This is a genomic window from Pseudoalteromonas sp. UG3-2 (assembly GCF_037120705.1).
Classification (GTDB): domain Bacteria; phylum Pseudomonadota; class Gammaproteobacteria; order Enterobacterales; family Alteromonadaceae; genus Pseudoalteromonas.
In genome coordinates this window covers 682,172-704,039 of sequence record NZ_JAWLJU010000001.1, presented here as the reverse complement: position 1 = coordinate 704,039, position 21,868 = coordinate 682,172, and the positions used below count along the sequence as shown (strand labels likewise).

Below are 21,868 nucleotides of genomic sequence, written 5' to 3'. Positions count from 1 at the left end.
CCAAAGTTTCATATTTAATATTGAACTTTTATTTTGTTTATAAATAAAAAAACCGCCCGAAGGCGGCTTTGGTGTTGCGATTATAATTTTATAGTAAAGCTTGTTTTAACGTCTCAGCGTGTACTTTTTCTCGCTTAACGTATTTAATCCACTGCTTTGCTAAATTTTCTGACTTTTTGTGTTTTTCTGCTTGTTCAAAGGCCAGTATAGAGGCATCAAAATTTTGTAAATTAAATTGTGCCATACCCAGGGCAACATAAGCATTAGACTCAAAGGTTAAGTCCCCTTTCTCTAACGCCATTCGTGCTTGATCTGCCGCTTCAGCGTACTGTTCGGTGTTGATGTATATTTCAGCAAGCCTTTGATTTAAATTACCATGATCTACTTTATCCGCTGCGGCAATGAAAAAAGGAATGGATTTATCATCTTCTCGAGCCTGAACAAAAGCTTCCGCGATAAAAGTGAGGTTCTTTGCTGTGTTTTCAACCACACCCGCTTGAATGCCTTTATCTAATGTTTGTGCCGCTTTAAAAGGTAAGCCGCTCATTAAATAAACTTGCGCCAGCTGCATAAAGTCAGATTTAGTTTTAATAAAACCTCGTTGATAAGCGGTCTCAAAGGTGGCCAGTTGCTCTTTTTCACTGCCTACTTCACCATACATACCACCTAGTTGGATCCAATATTGTGGTTTGTCGTACAGCTTTACCATTTTCTCAAGCACTGCAACGACATTTTTAGGCTGGTTTAGCGAGTAGTATATTGCGCGTTGTAATACCAGCCAATTTTCATTTGGTGTATTACCTTCAGCTTCGGCTAAATTAATAGCCGTATTAATATTTTTAATGGCATCTTGATACTGTTTTAATTGATACTGTGCTTGTGCACGTAACAAATAAAAGTTTGCTTTGGGCGCTTGCTCACTCACCGCCTGCCATTTTTGTAAAAACTCCAGTGTGGCTTGAAAATCATTATTAGCCATGGCAAGTTGCGCCAAGCTAAAGGTAGTCGATAACCGCAAAGACTCTGGAATGGCTTCTTCGCTAATTACCGCTTTAAACGAAGCTATGGCTTTATCGAGCTTGTTTTCATTGTAATAAATAAAACCATAAAAGTTATGCATCATGGCGATTTCATAACTGTTCATACTCGATGCCCGCTCTTTTACCGAATCAAGCGCGGCTAAACCTTCAGCGACTTGTCCTTCGTCTGCTAATTTTTGTGCTCGAGCGAGTTGGCTATATACCTTTTCCCGAAGTGCGGGCACTCGTTTTGTTTTGGTATCGGCGTAGGCCACAGATACGTTGATCTGGGGTAACATTGAAAGCAGGCTCGGCGCTGCTAAACCTGTTGTAAATAACGCAGATACCAGCGTTAATTTAGTTGCTATATTCATAATCGCGTCCTTAATGGTGTTTACCCATTAATCTGAAATGATATTTTGTTTTGTACACCGGCCACTTCAACCGGCTCGCCGTTAACTACCCGCGGCTTATATTTGAACTTAAGTGCAGCATCTAAAGCGGCCTGATCAAAAATTGCCTCAGGTTCAGCACGTACCACCACAGGATTTCTTACGGTGCCATTTTTTGTCACAACAAACTCCACAATGACATAGCCTTCAATACCGCGAGAAAGTGCTCTTCTGGGGTAAACGGGTGCTACCTTAACAATAGGTAGGTACTCACCATCACTGGATTCCAGCGCTAAGCCACCCGCCAAGTCAACATCCGCCTCAACATTGGCACTAAAATCAAAGTTACCGGCAGCGGCATCTAGATTGTTATTTTGCGTTTGCGGTGCGTCCATCGGTGGTGGTGGATCCTTAGGCTTAGGTGGCTTTTGCGGTTTTCGCTCTTTCTTTTCCACCGTCTCTTCTTTTTTGAGACGTACAAAGTCAAGCACTTGACCCTTTACAGGCTCCGTCATTGCCCCTTCCCCTCCTTGGATAAGCGCCTGCATACCCAAGAAAAGAAAGAAGGTGACGACACCTGCAATTACTAATGAAATTAAGTAACGCATGGCTGTCTTATGACTCCTGTGCTGCAATTGAAACATCAAACGCGCCGGCAGCACGTGATGCATCCATCACTTTAATTAGGGTGTCTGTGGTGGCTTTTTTGTCTGCTTGGATAACCACACTGCCCTGAGGGTTTTCGGCTTTAAGGCGTTCTATGTTGGCCTGTACAGCACGAATATCTACCTGGCGTTTATTGATCCAGATTTCACCGCTATCGGAGATTGCCACCAAAATATTGGCTCTTTGCTTTTTAACCGCCGTTGCTGCTTCTGGGCGGTTTACGTCGATACCCGCTTCTTTTACAAATGATGCGGTAACGATAAAGAAGATAAGCATGATAAAGACAACGTCCAACATGGGTGTCATGTTAATTTCTTCAGACTCTTCTTCTTGGAATACTTTTGCTAATGGAGCTCTCATAATACTTTCCTCACTAGCCCTTAATGGTCTAGTAGCAATTTATCTTCTAACAATTCAACTTCACGCTTGGCTTTACGCTGTAAGTAGGTCGAAGCGAATACCCCTGATAACGCGCCAACCATACCGGCCATGGTGGGGATGGTTGCCTTGGATACCCCTGATGCCATCGAACGTGCACTGCCAGAGCCTGTAATGGCCATGACGTTAAACACTTCAATCATGCCTGTTACCGTTCCTAGCAGTCCAAGTAACGGACACAGTGCCACCATCACGTTGATGTATGAGAGGTTGGCGTGTAAGTTAATACCAACGCGTGAGATCATCGCTTGTCTGATCTGCTCGGCGTTCCAACTATTGCGCTCTGCTCGTGAATTCCAAGTGTGTAGTACTTCTTTTTTGTAGCTTCTGTAGCGTCCAAACACATACATAAAGCGTTCTAAAATCAGTAACCACATAGCGAAGGTGACGAAACCGATGACCAGGAGAACCTGGCCACCCGTATCAAGGAACTCACGTAAAGCGTTAATTGCATCAAGCAATATAACCACGATTACGCTCCTTTCTCGCTTCGCTCAGCAATAATGCCAGCGCTTTGCTCTTGTAAGATAAGTAATAAGTTCTTTGAACGTGTATTAAGCAAGGTGTATAAGAACACCGTTGGAATAGCGACAACCAAGCCCAGTACTGTTGTGACAAGTGCTTGCGAGATACCACCAGCCATTAATTTTGGATCACCAGTACCAAACAGGGTAATTGCTTGGAAGGTATTAATCATACCCGTTACCGTACCCAGTAGACCAAGCAGCGGTGCGACCACAGAAATAATCTTGATAAGCGTTAAGTTACGAGTAATTTTTGGCATTTCACGTAAGATGGCTTCACTTAACTTCAGCTCAAGGGTGTCGTAAGCAACATCTGGGTATTGCTCTTTGACTTTCATTACGCGACCCAGCGGGTTGTCATCACGTGGCGTGGTTTCTTTTAATTGACGTTTGATTTTCGCGCCCATCAGCATCAATGAAACAAAACGCTCCAGTGCGATAAGTAATGCCAGTAAACCCACACCTAGAATCACGTAACCAACAGCACCACCTTGATGGACCTGCTCCTCGGTATTAGGTGCTTGCACTAATAAGCCCAGAATAGAACCACCGGTGGGGTCGAGTGCAAAATCAACGACACCGCTGTTGGCATCTTGTAAGTCCGCCGCCGTAGCTGTAAATCGTGACGATGGCTGACGCGTTAACTCAGACAGTGTTTCTGTCTCATTGTTGTATGTGAGGTATTTACCATCAGAGATAAGGTTAAAAGCACCGACACGAACGACTTCTTTGCTTTGCTTTTCGCCACCTGCAACGATGACCTCAGTGTTAAAGCGTGACACTTTGCCCTGCTCAGTCATTTCACGTTGCATCTCGAACCATACTTTTTCGATGTCTTCGATGGAAGCAAGGCGAGAAGTAGAACCCATTTTCTTCGCCAACTCATTCATGTAGTCGTCACGGCCGTTAATTTCTGCCGACACCACTGAGGTGGCAAACTTATTCGAGCTGTCACCGGCAACTTGCTGTAACACACCGAATAGCTCTTTTAATGTCCCCATACGGCGACTTAGGGTATCACTCAAGTTGGCGAGCTTAATTTCATTTTCTTCAAACGAAGTCTCTAACCGTTCAGAGCGCGCTAATGCCTCATTACGCTCGACTGTCAGTTGATTAAGCATTTGCATTTGTTGATCTTGCTTCGCCTTAAACTCCGCTTCACGTTGTTGGTTTTGAGCACTTTGTGCTGCTTGACCTTGTTCGAGCGTTTTTAATAGTGAGTCTAAATCCAGTGCTTGCTCCGCAAAGGCATTGGCTGACAGTGTGAATGTTGTTGCAATAATTGCTGTCTTAGTGAATTTTTTTAAGAAGTTCATTGTTACTCTTACCTATTACTCTGCAGCCTGAACGGGAAGTGTTAGCATGTCAGGTGCCAACTGCTTGCGTGCGATACGAATGCCTTTGTTAATTTGGCCAATATTGGTATCTGGTAGGGTTTCAAATGCCTTACTGTCTTTATTCCAAAACCCAGCTTGTTTGCCATCTTTGGTGACATAAAGTAATTCTAAGCGGCCAATGCGCAGAAAATCGACTTCACGCTCTTGGCCATTAATGTCGAGCAGTGCTGTGTAGGCTTCAATGGTACGACCATAGTCGACTTCAACCTGATACGCTTCTAGTACGCGGCGGAACTTTTCACTGGAAGAAATGTCGGCGCGGTCCATTAACGTATTAAGTTGGCTGATGCGTTCAGCGCGCTCTTTTGGTAGAAATGGCACATCAAGGGCAACAAATTGCTCTAGGCCTTTGATCATGCGCAGCATTAATGGTGTGATTTGACGCTCAATAACGGAAACTTGATCCATGGATTCATTAATCGCCGCCATTTCTTCTAATTGGCTACGGATCTGCTTATCCAATTGCGCGTTATAAACGGCTAAGCCATCAATCTCTTTATTTAGCGTCTTGAACTTTTGTAAACGCGATTGCATGCTATCGGCAATGCCATCGATTTTGCTTTGTGTTTTTGCTGCAGACTCATTAATGGCTGCACTTTTATCCATGACTTGGTTTAATTCGTTTGCACCGGCTGATGCCGTTGCCAGCATACCTGCTATAAGCAAGTGATTAACGCACTTCATCGCATACACCTTATAAAATTATTGCTAGTTGCTAAAAACTGAGGGCAGTCTAAAGAGCGAACATGACAACCGTGTTGCGCTAATGTGTCGTAAATATTACGCCTGTAATAAAAGTGGCATTAATGAGGTAACTTATTGATTTATAATATGGTGTTGTTCTGTTGCAGGAAGTTTTGCGCTCCTTTGTCATAAAATGATCATAAAAAAGCCGCTTTTGTTAAAGCGGCTGCTATGACTGCAAGGTACGTTAAACTTTAAATTTAAGTACCATTTGTTCCAATTCATCAAATTGCTGTTTTAGGGACTTACATTCATCCAAAGTGGCTTTCAGGTTGTTACTGCCTTGTGCGCTTAAATCGCTAATGTGATGAATGTCGCTATCTAAAGATTGGATCACCGAGCTCTGCTCATTGGTGGCGCTGGCCACAGCATGGTTAACGCCATCAATGGCATCGATGGAGTTGCTGACTTCATGCATTTTCTGACCAGAGGCATTGGCGCGATCGGCACTGCGAGCCGAATCTTCTAGGCTGGCTTTCATCACCGTTACCGCTGAAGCAGAGCCTTGCTGCAATTTAACAATGGTGTCTTCGATTTCTTGAGTGGACTCTTGGGTACGCTGGGCAAGCTGGCGCACTTCGTCCGCCACTACAGCAAATCCGCGACCGGCCTCGCCAGCCCTTGCGGCTTCAATGGCAGCATTCAGTGCCAATAAATTGGTTTGCTCACTGACGCCTTTTATCACTTCAAGCACTTGGCCAATGCTGCCGGATAATTTATCCAGACCATCTAGGGTTTCCTGCGCTTGTGACATCTTATCCGTTAACGCCGCTATCTCGTTAATATTTTCCGTGAGGGCATTTTGGCTTTCCACCGATAAGCGGTTTGCGCTACTGGCTAATTCAGAAGCATGATTGGCGTTGCCTGAAATTTCTTGTGCACTGGATGATAATTGATTGATTGCGGTGGCGACACTGTCAGTACGCTTTGATTGATCGGTGTACATTGACAGTGTGTCTTGTGTTTGTGCCACCAGACTATTGACGACATTTTCAAGTGTGACTGTGGTGTCTTTAACCTGAGTAATCGAGCCGTGAATTTTATCGACAAACTGATTGAAATAGTCCGACAGTTCACCAAATTCATCTTGATTGTCGATTTCTAAGCGCCGGGTGAGATCCCCTTCCCCTTGTGCTATGTCTTTAATGGCCGCGGTTAAGTTATACATAGGGCGCATTAAATAGCGTAATAAGAACTGCAGCATGGCGACAATGGCTATCACCCCAAGCAACATATAAATAGCTGCCATATTGCGGAACGATGATACTGATGAGTAAGCAATTTCTTTATTGATCACCACACCCAGGTACCAATCTACGTTTTTAATGCCTTTCATGCGCACAAAAGAAACCAGTTTTTCTTGGCCATCGATTTCAAGTTCGCTGAATTCGCGACTCAATGCTAACTTGCTGCCAAACAGCTCAGTCATGGGTTTGTCATTTAATTGGGTATTAGGATGGCTAAGAATTTTACCGGAACCATCTAACAAAAAGGCGTAACCAAAGCCGAGGAAGTCGATTTCATTGATTATCTTGGTAATGGTACTCATGTCGATATCGCCACCAGCGACACCGGCAAAACGACCTTGTTGCTTAATTGGCACCACAGCCGAAATGGTAAATTCATTGGTGGTAACGTCGATGTATGGCGCAGTGAAGGCAGTGTCTTGTTTTTGCTGCGCTAAACGATACCAAGGCCTTGTTGTGGCATTAAAGTCACTGGGTAGCACAATACTTGGGTCATCAAGAATAAAGGTGCCATCTTGAGTACCAATGTACACATTTTTGAAGTCACCCGCTTGATCGGCGGTTTTGAGCCGGCGTCTCACTTGTTCCAGACGGTCGTTGCCTTGGTGTCCCTCGGCCACCGAAACCACAATGTCTAATCGTGAGTTAAGCCAATTGGCGATGTTTTGTGATACTGAGCTGGAAATTTCTTGCAGCACCAAGGTTAAACGAGTTTGCGTTTGATCGCGCATAACCAAAAAGTTATTTACGGTGAACAAGCCAAGAACGAGTACTAATACCAGCGAGGCGGCTACGGTGACCTTAGTTGTAAATTTGAGCGCTTTAAACATTCCGATCCTGCATGCGTTAGTTTCGAACCTGATTTTGACGAGCGTTTGAAGATTGCCCAACAATCAAAAAAACGGTTCAGAGAGTTATTATTATCTGCGCATCTAAACGAGCTGCGTATGCTGTTAATGCGATTTAATTCCACTTTTACCAAATATTATGGTTATTGTCTTTGTTTATCGACTTGATAACTGAAAAGTTTAGTTAGGTTTTGATGTTGCTTAACAAACGGCTGTTTTTACCTCAGTTGCTGCACTTGTTTATTGCCTTACTTTATTGGAACGTTCCTAATGGCTCTGCGGTATTTTAACATGAATACGTATTCAGGGTTTGGTTTATAACCATTTAAAGTGTTTGGGTTCATTGCTTTTACGGCAATAAAAAAGGTGAGCTAAGCTCACCTTTTAAGCAAATAGATTCAGCGTGGTATTTAGCCGAGTTTTTGCTGCCATAGTTGTGATAGCTTAACCACATTGAGTCCATACCAAGCGATATAGATATAACACACCAACGGCACTAAAAAGCTGATTTGAATACCAAAATTATCAGCCACAACCCCCTGTAGTAAAGGCACCAAAGCACCACCAACGATGGCTAGGCAAAGCCAGCCAGAGCCCTTACTGGTGAGTGAGCCTAGGCCTTCGATGGCAATAGAGAAGATGGTTGGGAACATAATTGAGTTGAATAAACCAATTGCCAATACGGAAATAAGGGCAATATTGCCACTTGAACTCATGGTTAAGAGCAATAATAAGATAATACTGACAGCGTTAAACGCCACAGCTTTAGATGGGGCTACGGTTTTAAGCACGGCTGAGCCAATGAAACGGCCAACCATTGCCCCACCCCAATAATAACCAATGAGTTTAGCTGCAGTATGCTCTTCTAACCCCGCAATATTCGGATCGGCGAAATAGTTAACTAAAAAGCTACCAATGGCGACTTCAGCACCCACATAACAGAATATGCCAACAACCCCCATTACGAGATGAGGGGCTTCCATTAAGCTGTGGTTTTGCGCCTTACAATCGCTCGCTTCATTGTGCTCTTTGATAACCGGTAGTTTCAAAAATGCGAAAACAATAGCAATGGTAAGTAACGCTGCAGCGAGCATTAAGTAAGGGATCTTCACTGAGTCGGCAGTGGCGGCATCGACAGTGAGCGAGCCGGCTGCACCAAATAGTAAAAAGCCACCAACAATGGGTCCTACGGTGGTACCGAGTGAATTCAACGCTTGCGCTAAGTTGAGTCGACTGGAAGCGGTTTTTGGGTCGCCCAGTGCGGCTACGTATGGGTTAGCTGAGACTTGCAAAATGGTCACACCTGCCGCTAAGACAAATAAAGCAGAGAGGAACAACCAGTATTCATGCACGACCACGGCTGGATAAAACATTAAACACCCCAGTGATGCAATGACCAAGCCGCTTAACACGCCATTTTTATAGCCAAAGCGCTTTACTAAATAGCCTGCTGGTAAGGAAACGATAAAATAGGCACTAAAGAAGCAAAACTGAATGAGCATGGCTTCGGTGTAGCTTAAATCAAACACACCTTTAAGGCGTGGAATTAAGACATCATTAAGAACAGTGATAAAACCCCATAGGAAAAACAGGGTTGTCATCGCAATGAGCGGCAGACGATAATTGTTATTTTCATTATTGCCACTGGTTGCGAATGATTGTTGTGTGTTTATTTCGCTCACAAGAGTAACTCCATTGGATTCTTCACCTTGATTCTACACAGTGTTACATGAAAGTCACAATTGTTCTTTTGGAACGTTCCAATAGGCCTGAACTTTTAGTGCGTAATTAATTAGTGCGTAATTAATCATTAAATATTGCTCATAGAGTCATTTATTAAAGGCGTTACTAAAAATAACGAACTAGAAAAGGTCTAAAAAATAAGTTTAGCCAAAAGCGCAGGCTGAATATGGTACTTGCCTGTGATGACAATGGTTAATTGGATGTGTTACTTAGTTAGCGCTCAAGAACACCGAACATAAGGTCAATCGCAATCGTGTTTCGGCCACTCGACAATATGGCTTTCAAATTGAGTTTCTAAATCGACATTCAGTTCAGAAGTGGTTTTGCCATGGGTGCTGATCCCAGCATCTATCATTGCTTGTTTTGAACCTTGATGGTTTAATGGATGCCAACTGGCAAGGCCCCTGCCCTCATAAAGGCGGCGATAACTGCAGCTGTTGGGCATAAAAAAGATGTCTTTGAGGTTTTCTTTGGTTAATTGCACACAACTTGGCACTAAACGTTGCCGTTCGCTATAGCGGGCACACCCGCAAGTAGCAGGATCGTTATACTGGCAAATCACGTCGGTGTATAACAGCTCCTCTCCTTCCCGTAAAAAGTCGGTACTGGAAAAGTCGTCATCGTCTTCTTGGTCGCTATCAATAAACGAATGCAGGCAGCATTTACCGCAACCATCACAAATGGCTTCCCATTCTTGTTGATTCATCTGTGCTAACGTTTTTTCTTGCCAGAAGCTCATTTGCGCTACCTACCCGTGGCGATTAATAAAATACCTCTTCAGTATAGCCACTGCGTGAAGCCGGCTACTGATTTGTCGCGCAGTGTATAAGATAGCAGTCGATTTGGCAAAGTCATTGACTTAAGCACAGGCACTTTGGCTCATAAGAGGCAATTGAATTTCAATATATAAGCCACCTTGTTGACTGTTTTTCGATGTAATTATGCCGTCATGAACGGCGATGATTTTTTTACACATGGCCATCCCTATGGTGTCTTTGTTGATCCCAGAGCTTGAGACTAAGTCGCCATTGAACAATGGCGAAAACAGTTTTTTATGCGCCTCATAAGAAACTTGAGTCAATTTATCTTCGATGGCAATGATAAATTTATCTGCTGTGGTTAAACAGCTGAGAGTTACCGTTATGTGCTCGCCACCATGCTTAACGGCATTAGATAAGATTTCAATCACACAATTGGCGATGTAATCCAAGTCAACGTTAACATAGGTATGTGGCGTATTATTCACGACCAGCTTAAATTGCTTTTGCCCTTTGGGGAAAATAGTCACTGTTTGGGCGTAGAGGTTATTGCTTAACTCCTCAGCACAAACTCGCTTTAAACACAGCAACGTCGTTAACTGTTGGTTGTCCGCCACCAGCATCAAGCGGTTAATAAAGCCGTTTAATTCATCAATTTTAGCCATTAACTTGTCATAACTGGCTTCGACATTTTCCACCACATTGTATTGCAACGACTCAACTTGTACTTTCATTACCGTTAATGGCGTTCTTAATTCGTGAGATAAGTCGGTAAATAAACGTGTTTCAGTATGCTGTAGGGCCTGGGTGCTGCGTTTGCTAAACTGTTTTTGCGTTTTTGCTGATTGCTGTAATAAGTTTACTTTGGTTTGCAGTGTATTGATGAGTTTATTTCTCACTGAGTTGTGCTGCTGAGCTAAGGCCAGAGAAAACAACATCACCTCAATAAAGTAACCGATTTTGATTGCGGCGGTGATGGTGGCCACATCGCCAAAGCCTGACCATGTGGCACTGCCGATGGCGATGATATTGACAAAAATAACGTGGTTAAGCAGGCTCAAAGCAAAGGTTTTACTTCCGGGGGCTTGTTGTTGCCAAGCCCACACTGCCGTTACCAGCAATAGTGGGATCACTAATAAGCTTAACACTAAATTATAACTGACCGATTGTTTGTAAAAAGCAATAGGAATAAGTAGCACATACAACAGACAAAAAAGACGATACAGCTGCCATAAGGTGGTTTGATGTTTTTTTAGTTGTAAGAAGGCATTAATAAACAACAGATGGAAAACTGGGGCTATGGTCATCAAAGTTAGACTAAAAACACAGGCAAATAAGCCGTGTTGTGGCCATAAATACTGAAAGGTAAGCCCTGACATATCCAGCACAATAAACAAAAACAGTGCTGTCCAAATACAATAGTACAGGTTGGTGTTATTGCGATTAAATATAAAATTAATGAACACCATCAACAGCACAGCAAATATTACTCCTGCAAGCGCAGTATTACTTATCAAACTCTGGGCGATTTGCTGTTGCACTTGCTGCTTCTCGTGGATTGTCAGCGCTGCTGTGGCATTTGCAAAAGTTTGATAGCGAAGCAACACGGCGTCTGCCTGTAAGAACCATGATTGCAATGGTAAGTAAAACAGTGGCGCGACAATTTTACGCTCTGAGAAATTGGCAAAGGGGTTCATTTCTTGGCGAGCAATAATTTCGCCATCTCGTATTGCAATAATGTCCAACCAGGGTAAGCGTGAGAAGCCAAACGCTAACGTTGCATTGTCATAGTGCGCTATATCGCTGCGCTTAATCAAGGTCCATTGGTAGTCTTGACCCGTAATAAAGGCTGACTTGGTATTTATTTCGGATAGCAGTTCAATCACCTGATTTGGTTGTAATTGCACTGTATTTTGTAGCTCTGAGTGTGATAACGGTTGAAACTGTGCTTCAAGTTGCTCGGAGGCAATAGCAGCGCTACAGATGAAGCTAATAAGCAAGATAACAATTGGCATGATGACAACACTGTGTGCAATTAGATATACAAAAGAGTAAAACGCAAACATGGAGTAAATATGGACGCCATTTTTTTGTTTTTATTTGATTTCTGAAAGTGGTCACTCTTTTCATTAAAATCAGTCATATAAACGACATTATCAGCTGTTAGCTTATTGCCGAAGTGCAAAAAATGGCCAAGCTCAACGGTTTTCTTAAAAGTGAAATATAACTGTAACAATTGGGTGTTTAAATGCGCGCTGACACAAAAATGTAATGAAGCGTTTCACGCTTAGACAAAGAGACACTTATGGTTAATCAAACTCAGTCGACATCAGCAAAGCTATTAAATTGGTTTGCTATTGCAATGTTAGTTTACTTGGTACTTGTAGCCGTTGGCACCGTTAGCGGTGGCTTTAAACTGGCATCAGGCGGTAGTGAGGGCGCAAGAGAAATCTTTGCTTTTGCCACCAATCCTGTGGTTGCTCTATTACTCGGTGCACTGGCCACCGCTTTGGTACAATCTTCCTCTACTGTCACCTCGGTGATAGTGGGCTTAGTAGCTGGTGGTTTACCTATTGGTATTGCTATTCCTATGATTATGGGTGCTAACATCGGCACAACAATCACTAATACCTTGGTTTCAATTGGACATATTCGTAGTCGTGAAGAGTTTAAACGCGCGTTTGCAGCGTCAACCGTTCATGACTTCTTTAACTTGTTGGCGGTGGCTATTTTCCTTCCTCTGGAAATTATGTTCGGCATTTTGGAAAAATTTGCATCGAGCTTAGCGCACGTATTTGTTGGCGATGCCGATTTGTCGCTGAAGAGCTATAACTTCATCAAGCCTTTGGTAAAACCCAGTGTTAATGTTGTCAAAGATGCAGTGAGTTTCTTAGATTCAACGGCTGCCGGTGTGACCATGGTGATTATCGGTATCATGATGATTTTATTTGCCGTTACTTACCTTGGCAAATTGCTGAAAAAAGCCTTGGTTGGTAAAGCTAAAGAGTTATTACACAGTGCCATTGGTCGTGGTCCATTCGTTGGTATTGGCTCTGGTGCCCTAGTGACCATCATGGTGCAATCGTCTTCAACCACAACCAGTTTAATGATCCCACTGGCAGGTAGTGGTGTATTTAATACTCGTCAAATTTATCCGTTTACCCTGGGTGCCAACATTGGCACTACCATTACTGCACTGTTAGCAGCCACCTCTATCACGGGTGCTGCAGCGGAAGTTGCCCTGACCATCGCACTGGTTCACGTAATGTTTAATGTGTTTGCCGTGACCTTTATTTATGGTCTGCCACTGCTAAGAGAGATCCCGCTGACGTTAGCTGAGAAAATTGCTGACCTTGGCTCTCGTAACAAGCCTGCGGCACTGGCCTATGTATTGGGTTCATTCTTTGTGTTCCCTGGCTTAATTATGCTGGCAGTACGTTAATTAATTGCCTTAGATTGAGCCCGCTTTAGGCGGGCTTTTTTATTGTTTAAAACCAAAAGTCATAATTCTGTAATCTATGACTGCGATAATTGCAGTTGTTAGAATAACTAAGACGATCATCATGAACCACAAGCTTGACATTTTTAGCTTCAACACAGCGCAATTAGCCACCGCAACTCGTGGCCGTTATCGCGCTGTTCAGCCGTACGAATGTTTGACTCTAGAAAGTCAAGCTAACGCGGCGTATGTGGTGATTGAGTTACCTTTTGATGCTCGTATTGAAGACAGCATAGAATTGGTGCTCACCAAGCGCGGTGCTCGCGGTAATAGTTGCGCCCTTACCTATCGGGTGGACGCTGAAAGTTACTTAAGCAAGGTGCTAAGCGTAAACATCGCTACGGCGTTAAGTGCTGGGGAGTATGTTATGCAAATTAACTTGCTTGGCTTAAACAATTTCCTCAAAAACACTGTCGAGTTCAATGTTCGTCTTGCTAATGAAATCCATAGTACAGCCACTACAAGACCTGAACCCAAGCGCCCCTCTGGCCTGAAACGCTTTTTCAATTCTGCATTTAGTGCGGTACTGTCGGTTTTTTAGCGGGGCAGTGACAGTTTGCCCATCGAAAAGGGTAAGCCTTGTTCATCACCAGAAAGCGTTTCGTTAGCCAACAGGGCAAATAAAGCCGCTTCTTTGGCATCGGGGTTAAATGCGATGCGGTTAAATTCACAGATTTCAATATTGCTTGGCAAGTTAACCTCGAGTCGTTTCATCAAATACTGGTTATGCAATCCGCCGCCAGTTATGTAAAGCTCAGTTGCAGAGTCACATTGTTGAGTTATGGCCTTGGCAGTTTCGCGTGCAGTAAGCTCAGTTAGAGTGGCCAAAACATCGAGATGACTGATTGGTGTTGCCACCTTAGTAAGGTTTTGTGCAATAAAATCCAGATTAAAAAGCTCTGGACCGGTGGACTTAGGCAGCGGTTGAGTAAAAAATGGCTGTGCTTGTAGCTGCTGTAATAAGGTCGGGTTTATGGTTCCTTGCGCGGCCAGTTTGCCCCCTTCATCATAGGCCACATCAAAATACTGAAGGCAATACTTATCGATTAAGCTATTGCCTGGGCCTAAGTCGCTGCTGAGGCTGTCAGCAAGCTCACCACCTTTATGCAAAAAGGTGCAATTTGCAATCCCGCCGAGGTTCAGTAATACCCTGTCAATGTCCTTGCTCTGATATAACAAGAAATCACCATAATGCACTAATGGCGCTCCCTCAAGACCTTTGGCTATGTGTTTTTGGCGAAAATCAGAGAGCGTAATAATCCCCGTATTACTGGCGATTAAGTCACCGTCTCCTAGTTGTAATGTGCTATTCATTTTTGTGTCGCTAACAAATTCAGCTCTAGGATGGTGATAAATGGTTTGGCCATGACTGGCAATTAAGTCTATGGCCTCTGGTTTGATCTGCCACAGTTTGAGGGTTTGCAGCACAATGTCGGAATATAATTGACCTAACCAAGCGTTTAACTGACAAAGTGAGGCCAAGTTAACCTGCTCCACTGAGCTAAATTGGCTCAAAGTATGGCGTTGTTGTTCGCTGTAATTGTGGGTGTGGAATTGCAACAGTTCTAGTTTCGTTTGCACTCCAGTGCCGCTTATCTTACACAAAGCTAAGTCTAAACCATCCAGGGAAGTGCCGCTCATTAGCCCTAAAACTAGCTTAGTGGGTTTCTGGGCAAGTGTGGCTAGAGTCTCGATATCGGTTTTCATACTGGTAGTTCCATAGCGACTAAATCGAACACGTGATTGTATTTTATTCCTTCTAACATGGCGAAGTTGTCTAATTGGCGAAATTTATAGCGTGAAAAATAGGGGCAATGTAACCCGAGTAAAAACAAAGTGGCTAAATGGCGTGTCAGTGGTACACCACATTGTTGAGCATAGTTTTGCAGATGCTGAAGAGTTGGGCGGATTTGTTCAATAGACAAATCTGGCTCTGCAATCACAGGCACGGTCACCACTTTACCCTTACACACACTACAATGACCGCATTGTTCGGGGGCATTGTCATCCTTAAAGTAGTGTGCCAAGGAGTAATGGTAGCAGCTGTTACTTTGGAAAAACTGCATCAATGAACGCAGTCGCTGCAGTTCGCCTTGCTCTTTAATTTGTGTGGTTGCCAAATATTGCTCTACCAGTGCATCGATATTAATCGCTGGCGTGGGTTTACGGTATACGGTGGTAAACTTTCCCAGTTTAATTTCAATCAGGCCATGCTCGGATAAGTAATCCAGTGTTTGCTGTAACTTTTGCTCGGGGATCTGCTGTTGCGACAATTGCGCATGGTTCAGCGCGCCCCACTTCTTTTTAAAGTCAAAACAACTAAATACCTGATTTAAATAAGCTTGGCGATTGGGGTCAAATTGCGCTAAAAGCTTTTCTTTGCTGCTTGTAAAGGCAATGCTGATGTCTTTGAAATAGCTATAACTTATCTCTATTAGTCCTTCGAGCTCGAGTTGTACTAACAGGGTTTTCAAGACCAATTGGTTTAGATTACAAGTCCGTGCATAGTCGTATTCATTGATGTGGCAATCATCATCGGATGCAAAAATAGCAGCAAACAATTTTTTAATGGCGTAATGTTCTACCTTATTGCTATGAATATAGTTTTCTAACATAGCGGTCTTTTCGTTATTTAACAAAATAACGCAATGAGCAGTCTCACCGTCACGGCCCGCGCGACCAATTTCTTGACTATAACCTTCAATGGATTTTGCCATATCGTAATGCAATATCCACCGCACATCAGGCTTATCGACTCCCATACCAAAGGCGATAGTGGCGACAATGACCATATCACTGGCGGCGAGAAACTCAGCTTGAAGCTGGGCTTTGGTGTCACTGTTTAAGCCCGCATGAAAAGCGTTGGCTTTAAAGCCACTGGCAGCAATGACTTGCGCGAGCTCTTCAGCTTGCTTTTGCTGGGTTACGTAAATAATTCCACAGCCTGAGGCTTTGGTTAAGAAACGGATGGTGTAATTGAGTTTTTCGGCTTCACTGATGGCCAGTGCAGTTAGGTGTAAATTTTCACGATAAAAACCCGTTCGAACGATATTTTCATGACTAATGGCAAACTTATCAGCCATGTCATTGGCGACTTTATGGGTCGCTGTGGCGGTCAGTAATAATACTTGCTCAATACCAAGCTGTTGGCGATACGTTGCGATTTTTAAATAATCGGGACGAAAATTGTGTCCCCACTCAGAGATACAATGGGCTTCATCAACCACCAACATGGAAACAGCACTTCGTTGCAGTAACTGTCTTGTTCTAGGATTATTGAGGCGCTCCACTGAAATAAATAATACCTTAAGCTGCTCGTTTAATAGTGCAGCTTCAGTCGCTTGCAACTGGCTTTTAGTCTGGCTACTGTCTAAGCAGGCCGCTGAAATCCCCAAGTTAGTTAAATAGTCACACTGTTCGTGCATTAATGCTAATAACGGAGAAACCACCACACAGGTACCAGGTAAAATGACAGCAGGCAATTGATAACACAATGATTTGCCTGCGCCTGTTGCAAAAATTGCAATCGCACTTTGGCGATTTAATACAGACTCGACCACCTCTTGTTGTCCTTGTCTCAGGCTTGAGTGACCAAATACCCGCTTTAATGTGTGCTCTATTGCTTGAGTGTGATTCATCCTAGACCTTATTACGGCTTTGTGTGTGATAGCAATTGAACGTTTACCAGCAAAGCGTTAGACAAGCAGTATACATGCATGGAAAGGAGTTGCTTGGTATCGTTAATAGTTTTCTATGATAGCTGGAATGCCATCTTCGACTCGATTAATTGCTTGATTTATGCGTGTGACCTCAGCTTGACTAAAGCGGTGCCGACCTAGCATAAAGTGTATGGCATTATCATTGACTACGTAAGGGTGTAAAACCATCTTTTTATACCCTAATTGGTTAATATAATAATTTCCAGCCTGTTGATCTTCAATCATAAAATCCACTCGCTCTTTGGCAACCATTTCGATGCGACGGTCTAAGCTGGAAATTAAAAATAGCCGTTTTTCATACCAAGCTATTTTCTTTAGTTGTTGAAGTTCCTCACCATAGTAAGCCCCTGGGTTTGCGGTAAAACTGAATCCCAATGAGAATAATTCTGTCAGGGTGCTAGTTTGTGAGATGACTTTGGCACTGAATAAGCGCATTTTTTCTCGGCGATAGGGGGTGGAAAAATACGCTACTTTGCTGCGTTCTAAATTAAAGCTGGCAGAAGGTAACACATCGATCTCGCCCTTTTCTAACTCGGTGATACCTCGGGCTGAAGAAGGCAAGGTAACAAAATCAACACAATACCCTGCTTGAGAAAAGACCACTTTGGTGATTTCTACGTCAATGCCATACGGTTGTTCGCCATACATTACATAAGGTGGCCAACTAGAGCCTATCCCCACCTTTAACGTTGTTTCGTTATTGCACGCAACCGCTTTGTAGGTAAAGCATAATGCCAGAGTGGCAATTAAACAGATAGATAACTTCACTGCAGTCATAAAACCGATAACCAATGTATATATACAATAGTAGGAGAACAATAAGGTAAAAAGAAAGGCTTTTATGACAATACGTTTGCAGATAAGCAGGAGCCTGACACTTCCAGGCTCCGAGATTGGTACTTTATAAGCTAAAGCAGTTACTCACTGAGTAATTTCCATACCATAGCAGTGCCTGGCTCTTGGCCTCGAGTCCACCATTTCGCTTCGTAGCTTTCGCCATTATGGCTTACCCTATCACCGCCAACATAAACACTGCCCGCGTCCCAAGTAGGATAGCTTTTCTGAGCCTTTTCAACGGTTACCACAAAGCTTTGTGTGGTAGCAAGGTTGCCATCACTGACGCTAACGCTGACGGTGACTTGGGTATCGGCATCCACTGCTTGGCCAGTGAGCTCTACCACATTACCACTACCAGAAATGGCAACCGGAGCATCTGCTTGCCAAACATACGTTAAGGCATCGCCATCGGGATCGCTTGCTGTGGCATTTACAGCGACCGTTTGCCCAGCAGTTAGTGTCATATCTGATATGGGCGCCACTTCGGGTGCTTGGTTACTTCCTTCAGGAAGCACGGTGATGATATAGCGCTTTTCACTGCTCGCTTGACCATCGGAGACGGTCAGTGTCATGCTGAGGTCGGTGGCTTGAGTAACCTGCGGCGCGGTTACTGTAACTTCTGCTGCGTTATTACTGGAGATCACCAGCGGAGTCTCAGCTTGCCAATTATAAGTTAACGTATCATTATCGGCGTCAGTGGCGTTACTCTGGAGCGTTAATGTCTCGCCTGAAGCCATGCTAAATGGCCCTTCTAACCCTATTACAGGGGCGCGATTTGGGATTGCACCTGCACTTAGGCCGTCGTACATGGCGTTAAGTATGTCACCATTGTCAGCATCAATTTCCCAAGCAAATAATCCTGCCAGTTGATGGGTATTGGCGTATTGACCCTTGGCAACCACACTTCTGGGGCTATCATAGGTGATAAGTTTGCCGTTACTGCGGTTCCATACATACGCCGCTTGGGCTTGTTCATCGTAACCCACTTCAAAGCCATTTACACCTGAACCATTGCTACCTACTGCATTGGCTGCAATGGCTTTGTAGTCCATGATACCAGGTTCCCAGACGCCCTCGCTAGAAGAGCCCTGCAGTGGCCCATTACCAGGCGCCGTCATCGGGTTTCCACTGATGCTAGTATTGCTATCGAGTACGCCTTCCCAGCCGCGGCCATACATGGCCACACCCATCACCAGCTTTTGTGGTTGTACGCCCTGCTGTAACAACAGTTGTATGGCATTATCACCTGTGTAAGCTGGCCCTTTTCGCGGCTCGCCATTATCATCAACACCGCTGCCGTTGCATTCATCTGTGCTGATATGAGAGCCACAGTAAATGCCGGTTTGATGCCCAGTTACATTATTCCACGCACCATGGAAATCGTAGGTCATGGCAAAAATATAATCCATGTATTGCTGTGCTTGCTGATAATTTACGTCTTCTATTTTGTCGTAACCGGCACCAATCGCTGAAGTAAGTTCATATTCACGACCCGTTTCAGCCTCGAGTTCGTCTAGCATGGCACGCAGCTCTTGCATTAACGCCACATAGGCTGGACCATCATTGACCGGATCGCCTAAATTAGGGTTGGGGCCATCACCGCCTGGAAATTCCCAGTCAATATCAACGCCGTCGTAGAATTTCCAAGTGGTTAAGAATTCTTTCACCGAGGCCACAAAGGTGTCGCGATTGGCTTTTTCAGTAAAGCCATGAAAAGGGTCTGACAGTGTCCAGCCACCAATGGACGGTAATATTTTTAACTCAGGGTAGCGTTGTTTTAAGGCCATTAATTGCGAGTAAACCCCGCGGATGGGATCTTTTGCATCAACACCTGGCATTGACTTTTGTACTGCCGCCCAAGGGTCATGAATAACCACCTCATAATCGGCAGAATCGGCACAGGCAGTTTGTAAAGCGCGCCAGCTATTGCCATTTTCAATCGCTTTTAGTGATTCGTTCTCGCCACAAATGGGAATAAATCCATAAAGAATATGACTGAGGTTCTGAGCCGGTACTTTAGTGACGTCAAAGTCGCGACCGTAAATTCCCCACTCTACAAAATAGGCTGCCGTTACACGTCCTGGAATGGTGCCATTGTCACGATTATTAGGATCGACATTCATCGGCAGTGGTGCAAGATGGCCACCGTCGGTGTCAGCGATAACGATTTCTTTGCCTGCACTGCGGGCGCACGTCTCACCTTGACACAATTCTAGATATAGCGTGTGGCGACCGGACTCAGTATAGGGGAATTCAATCACGCCACTTTTCGTTCCTGGTGCAAGGTTACCCTGGTTGACCAGGGTGTCATCAAAATACACTTTATAACTATCGCCACCCTCGCCGCTCCAGGCATTCCATTTAATATTGATATTGACCGCATCCTTCGCCTTGACGAGCTCTTTGTAAGAACCGATGGCATCAACGTTTACCTCGACAAAGGAGTATTTCTGCGGTTGCCAGTCTAAGGTTGGCGTTGATGGTGCCGCTATTGTTGCGCTTGAAAGTAGCGCTAAGCTAATAACGCAACTGAGTTGTTTGATTTTCATAATGTTTTCCTTTTGATTTACATGTTGTACCCGTATCGGGTTAGTTATAATACTTGCCATACCAAGGCAGCCCCTGGTTGTTCGCCACGCGTCCACCACTTAGCTTGGTAAACTGCGTTTTCAAATGTCACTTTATCCCCGGCAACATAGACTTTATTAGCTTGCCATGTGGCTGGGGGTTGAGTGTTGGGACTGGTGACTAAGACCGAAAACGCAATCTCTGAACTGCTTTTACCGTCACTGACGGCTAAGGTACTGGTATAGCGAGTGTCTTGTTCTAGAGTTGGGGCAGTAATGACGAGTTGCTCACCACTTGCTGTGAATTGCAGCTCAGCAGGCAGTTGCCAAGAATAATTGAGAAGGTCATTTTGCTCATCAAATGCTTGCGCCACAATAGTGACACTCTCATTGGCAGTTAATTCCACATCCGCAATGGGCTCGACAACGGGCGGCGTATTAGTTTGCGCTTTAATTACAGAGAGTGTGGCGGTAAAGTGTGGCTCGGTGAGATAAACCACATTACTGAGCAAATTATCTGAGTCAAAATGAATTTCCCCGACCTCGTTTCTGACGCCTATTTTCAGCTTATTGGCATAACGCTCAGTTAATACACGGCTGAAATTTGTTACCCACTGGTTTTGATTGTTTTGATTAATGGCTAAGCTGGCACTAATGTACTCATCGCCTGACGCATCAAAAGCCCGAAACCTTACGCTATCTCCTGGCTCGGCTTGTTGGCCCGGTGTAATAAAGAAACCGGAATCAAACCATGTGGTAGGCATGCTTGGGTCAACTAAAGTGATATCAGAGCAGTTATAAAAACCTTCTCCCGCTGCGTCTTCACGCTGCCAGCGGGTATACAAGATGGCATCGCCAGTGCGACCCGCAGGGATAGGCACTTGCATTTCATAATAGCGGTTGCCATTTGGGTCGATAACGACCTCTTGATCACCGAGCTCGGCAATTAGTTGCAAGTCTTGCCAATTAAGCGCTTTGGTACCGATTTCAGTGTCGGCTTTGGTTAAAAAAAACTGCCAGAAGCTTGGGTTATGTGGGGTTGTGGCGCGAAATCTCACCTCTATATTACCACTGCCATCAGGCTCAAGGGCCGTACGCTGCCAATGACGAGAGGGTAAATTTATACCGTCTTTATTAGCATCGCCTGCCGCGCACAAGGTGCCATCCGGTATGGCACGCTTGACTGCTGCCAAGCTTTGGTAATCAGCGACATTTTTAGCAAACTCATGATGTTGTACAAACGGATAATGGCCTGATTGTAAAAAAGCAGCACGGCAAGCTTGATTGGGTATGTTAGAGCCATCCTTGGGCCACCAATATCCGCCTTGTTGTTGACAATAGGCTTGCCGAGCCTTGGGAAAATCCATATAGCCATGTGCCATAAGCTGTGTAGAAAGCATCATGGCGCTACTAAATATACTAAATAAAAACAGTGGCTTATTTATCACTTTCATTACGCTTCTCCGGTGA

At 44.2% G+C, this 21,868-nt stretch carries 17 protein-coding genes; 2 read left to right on the top strand and 15 right to left on the bottom strand.

Going from position 1 to position 21,868, the window contains the following annotated elements:
• Positions 1–88: 88 nt before the first annotated feature.
• From R3P39_RS02810 to R3P39_RS02765, 10 genes are all read right to left on the bottom strand, one after another.
• Complete coding sequence (locus R3P39_RS02810) at positions 89–1,393, bottom strand: tetratricopeptide repeat protein (RefSeq protein ID WP_336565497.1); 1,305 nt, start codon at positions 1,391–1,393, stop codon at positions 89–91.
• 20 nt (positions 1,394–1,413) lie between these two features.
• The gene (locus R3P39_RS02805; RefSeq protein ID WP_336565496.1) at positions 1,414–2,019 is read right to left on the bottom strand and encodes an energy transducer TonB; all 606 of its coding nucleotides are present in this window, start codon (positions 2,017–2,019) and stop codon (positions 1,414–1,416) included.
• Positions 2,020–2,026: 7 nt separating this feature from the next.
• Positions 2,027–2,437, bottom strand: coding sequence for an ExbD/TolR family protein (locus R3P39_RS02800; RefSeq protein ID WP_336565495.1), 411 nt, complete (start codon positions 2,435–2,437; stop codon positions 2,027–2,029).
• Positions 2,438–2,457: 20 nt separating this feature from the next.
• Positions 2,458–2,985, bottom strand: a complete 528-nt coding sequence (locus R3P39_RS02795; RefSeq protein WP_336565494.1) for a MotA/TolQ/ExbB proton channel family protein — start codon at positions 2,983–2,985, stop codon at positions 2,458–2,460.
• Between the two features lie 2 nt (positions 2,986–2,987).
• Positions 2,988–4,355: a MotA/TolQ/ExbB proton channel family protein gene (locus R3P39_RS02790; protein ID WP_336565493.1), complete on the bottom strand. Its 1,368-nt coding sequence runs from the start codon at positions 4,353–4,355 to the stop codon at positions 2,988–2,990.
• A gap of 15 nt (positions 4,356–4,370) precedes the next feature.
• The gene (locus tag R3P39_RS02785; RefSeq protein ID WP_336565492.1) at positions 4,371–5,120 is read right to left on the bottom strand and encodes a DUF3450 domain-containing protein; all 750 of its coding nucleotides are present in this window, start codon (positions 5,118–5,120) and stop codon (positions 4,371–4,373) included.
• 247 nt (positions 5,121–5,367) lie between these two features.
• Positions 5,368–7,257: a methyl-accepting chemotaxis protein gene (locus tag R3P39_RS02780; RefSeq protein WP_336565491.1), complete on the bottom strand. Its 1,890-nt coding sequence runs from the start codon at positions 7,255–7,257 to the stop codon at positions 5,368–5,370.
• 428 nt (positions 7,258–7,685) lie between these two features.
• Positions 7,686–8,957: a sugar MFS transporter gene (locus R3P39_RS02775; RefSeq protein ID WP_336565490.1), complete on the bottom strand. Its 1,272-nt coding sequence runs from the start codon at positions 8,955–8,957 to the stop codon at positions 7,686–7,688.
• A gap of 302 nt (positions 8,958–9,259) precedes the next feature.
• Complete coding sequence (locus R3P39_RS02770; protein ID WP_336565489.1) at positions 9,260–9,757, bottom strand: YcgN family cysteine cluster protein; 498 nt, start codon at positions 9,755–9,757, stop codon at positions 9,260–9,262.
• 120 nt (positions 9,758–9,877) lie between these two features.
• Entirely contained in the window at positions 9,878–11,791 is a 1,914-nt protein-coding gene (locus R3P39_RS02765; protein WP_336565488.1) for a sensor histidine kinase, read from the bottom strand.
• Positions 11,792–12,081: 290 nt separating this feature from the next.
• On the opposite strand from R3P39_RS02765, the gene R3P39_RS02760 reads away from it, so the two are divergent.
• Both R3P39_RS02760 and R3P39_RS02755 read left to right on the top strand, forming a co-directional pair.
• On the top strand, positions 12,082–13,218 hold the full coding sequence (locus R3P39_RS02760) for a Na/Pi symporter (RefSeq protein ID WP_336565487.1): 1,137 nt from the start codon (positions 12,082–12,084) through the stop codon (positions 13,216–13,218).
• A 121-nt stretch (positions 13,219–13,339) separates the two neighbouring features.
• A complete protein-coding gene (locus R3P39_RS02755; protein ID WP_336565486.1) occupies positions 13,340–13,816 on the top strand; it encodes a hypothetical protein in 477 nt (158 codons plus the stop codon).
• Here the strand turns inward: R3P39_RS02755 and R3P39_RS02750 are convergent.
• The 5 genes from R3P39_RS02750 to R3P39_RS02730 all read right to left on the bottom strand — a co-directional run bounded on the left by R3P39_RS02750 (position 13,813) and on the right by R3P39_RS02730 (position 21,852).
• Complete coding sequence (locus R3P39_RS02750) at positions 13,813–14,982, bottom strand: anhydro-N-acetylmuramic acid kinase (RefSeq protein ID WP_336565485.1); 1,170 nt, start codon at positions 14,980–14,982, stop codon at positions 13,813–13,815. The two genes, R3P39_RS02755 and R3P39_RS02750, sit on opposite strands and share 4 nt — an antisense overlap.
• A complete protein-coding gene (locus tag R3P39_RS02745) occupies positions 14,979–16,913 on the bottom strand; it encodes a RecQ family ATP-dependent DNA helicase (protein ID WP_336565484.1) in 1,935 nt (644 codons plus the stop codon). The genes R3P39_RS02750 and R3P39_RS02745 overlap by 4 nt, the downstream gene beginning before the upstream one ends.
• A 102-nt stretch (positions 16,914–17,015) precedes the next feature.
• Complete coding sequence (locus tag R3P39_RS02740) at positions 17,016–17,771, bottom strand: substrate-binding periplasmic protein (RefSeq protein ID WP_336565483.1); 756 nt, start codon at positions 17,769–17,771, stop codon at positions 17,016–17,018.
• Positions 17,772–17,911: 140 nt separating this feature from the next.
• Positions 17,912–20,380, bottom strand: a complete 2,469-nt coding sequence (locus tag R3P39_RS02735; RefSeq protein ID WP_336565482.1) for a glycosyl hydrolase family 18 protein — start codon at positions 20,378–20,380, stop codon at positions 17,912–17,914.
• 44 nt (positions 20,381–20,424) lie between these two features.
• A complete protein-coding gene (locus R3P39_RS02730) occupies positions 20,425–21,852 on the bottom strand; it encodes a lytic polysaccharide monooxygenase (RefSeq protein ID WP_336565481.1) in 1,428 nt (475 codons plus the stop codon).
• Between the last annotated feature and the right edge of the window lie 16 nt (positions 21,853–21,868).

Excerpts from the sequence above, each read along its gene's own strand:
- R3P39_RS02810 (WP_336565497.1), bottom strand. The coding sequence starts at position 1,393 with ATGAATATAGCAACTAAATTAACGCTGGTATCTGCGTTATTTACAACA.
- R3P39_RS02805 (WP_336565496.1), bottom strand. The coding sequence starts at position 2,019 with ATGCGTTACTTAATTTCATTAGTAATTGCAGGTGTCGTCACCTTCTTT.
- R3P39_RS02800 (WP_336565495.1), bottom strand. The coding sequence starts at position 2,437 with ATGAGAGCTCCATTAGCAAAAGTATTCCAAGAAGAAGAGTCTGAAGAA.
- R3P39_RS02790 (WP_336565493.1), bottom strand. The coding sequence starts at position 4,355 with ATGAACTTCTTAAAAAAATTCACTAAGACAGCAATTATTGCAACAACA.
- R3P39_RS02785 (WP_336565492.1), bottom strand. The coding sequence starts at position 5,120 with ATGAAGTGCGTTAATCACTTGCTTATAGCAGGTATGCTGGCAACGGCA.
- R3P39_RS02780 (WP_336565491.1), bottom strand. The coding sequence starts at position 7,257 with ATGTTTAAAGCGCTCAAATTTACAACTAAGGTCACCGTAGCCGCCTCG.
- R3P39_RS02770 (WP_336565489.1), bottom strand. The coding sequence starts at position 9,757 with ATGAGCTTCTGGCAAGAAAAAACGTTAGCACAGATGAATCAACAAGAA.
- R3P39_RS02765 (WP_336565488.1), bottom strand. The coding sequence starts at position 11,791 with ATGCCAATTGTTATCTTGCTTATTAGCTTCATCTGTAGCGCTGCTATT.
- R3P39_RS02760 (WP_336565487.1), top strand. The coding sequence starts at position 12,082 with ATGGTTAATCAAACTCAGTCGACATCAGCAAAGCTATTAAATTGGTTT.
- R3P39_RS02755 (WP_336565486.1), top strand. The coding sequence starts at position 13,340 with ATGAACCACAAGCTTGACATTTTTAGCTTCAACACAGCGCAATTAGCC.
- R3P39_RS02750 (WP_336565485.1), bottom strand. The coding sequence starts at position 14,982 with ATGAAAACCGATATCGAGACTCTAGCCACACTTGCCCAGAAACCCACT.
- R3P39_RS02745 (WP_336565484.1), bottom strand. The coding sequence starts at position 16,913 with ATGAATCACACTCAAGCAATAGAGCACACATTAAAGCGGGTATTTGGT.
- R3P39_RS02740 (WP_336565483.1), bottom strand. The coding sequence starts at position 17,771 with ATGACTGCAGTGAAGTTATCTATCTGTTTAATTGCCACTCTGGCATTA.
- R3P39_RS02735 (WP_336565482.1), bottom strand. The coding sequence starts at position 20,380 with ATGAAAATCAAACAACTCAGTTGCGTTATTAGCTTAGCGCTACTTTCA.
- R3P39_RS02730 (WP_336565481.1), bottom strand. The coding sequence starts at position 21,852 with ATGAAAGTGATAAATAAGCCACTGTTTTTATTTAGTATATTTAGTAGC.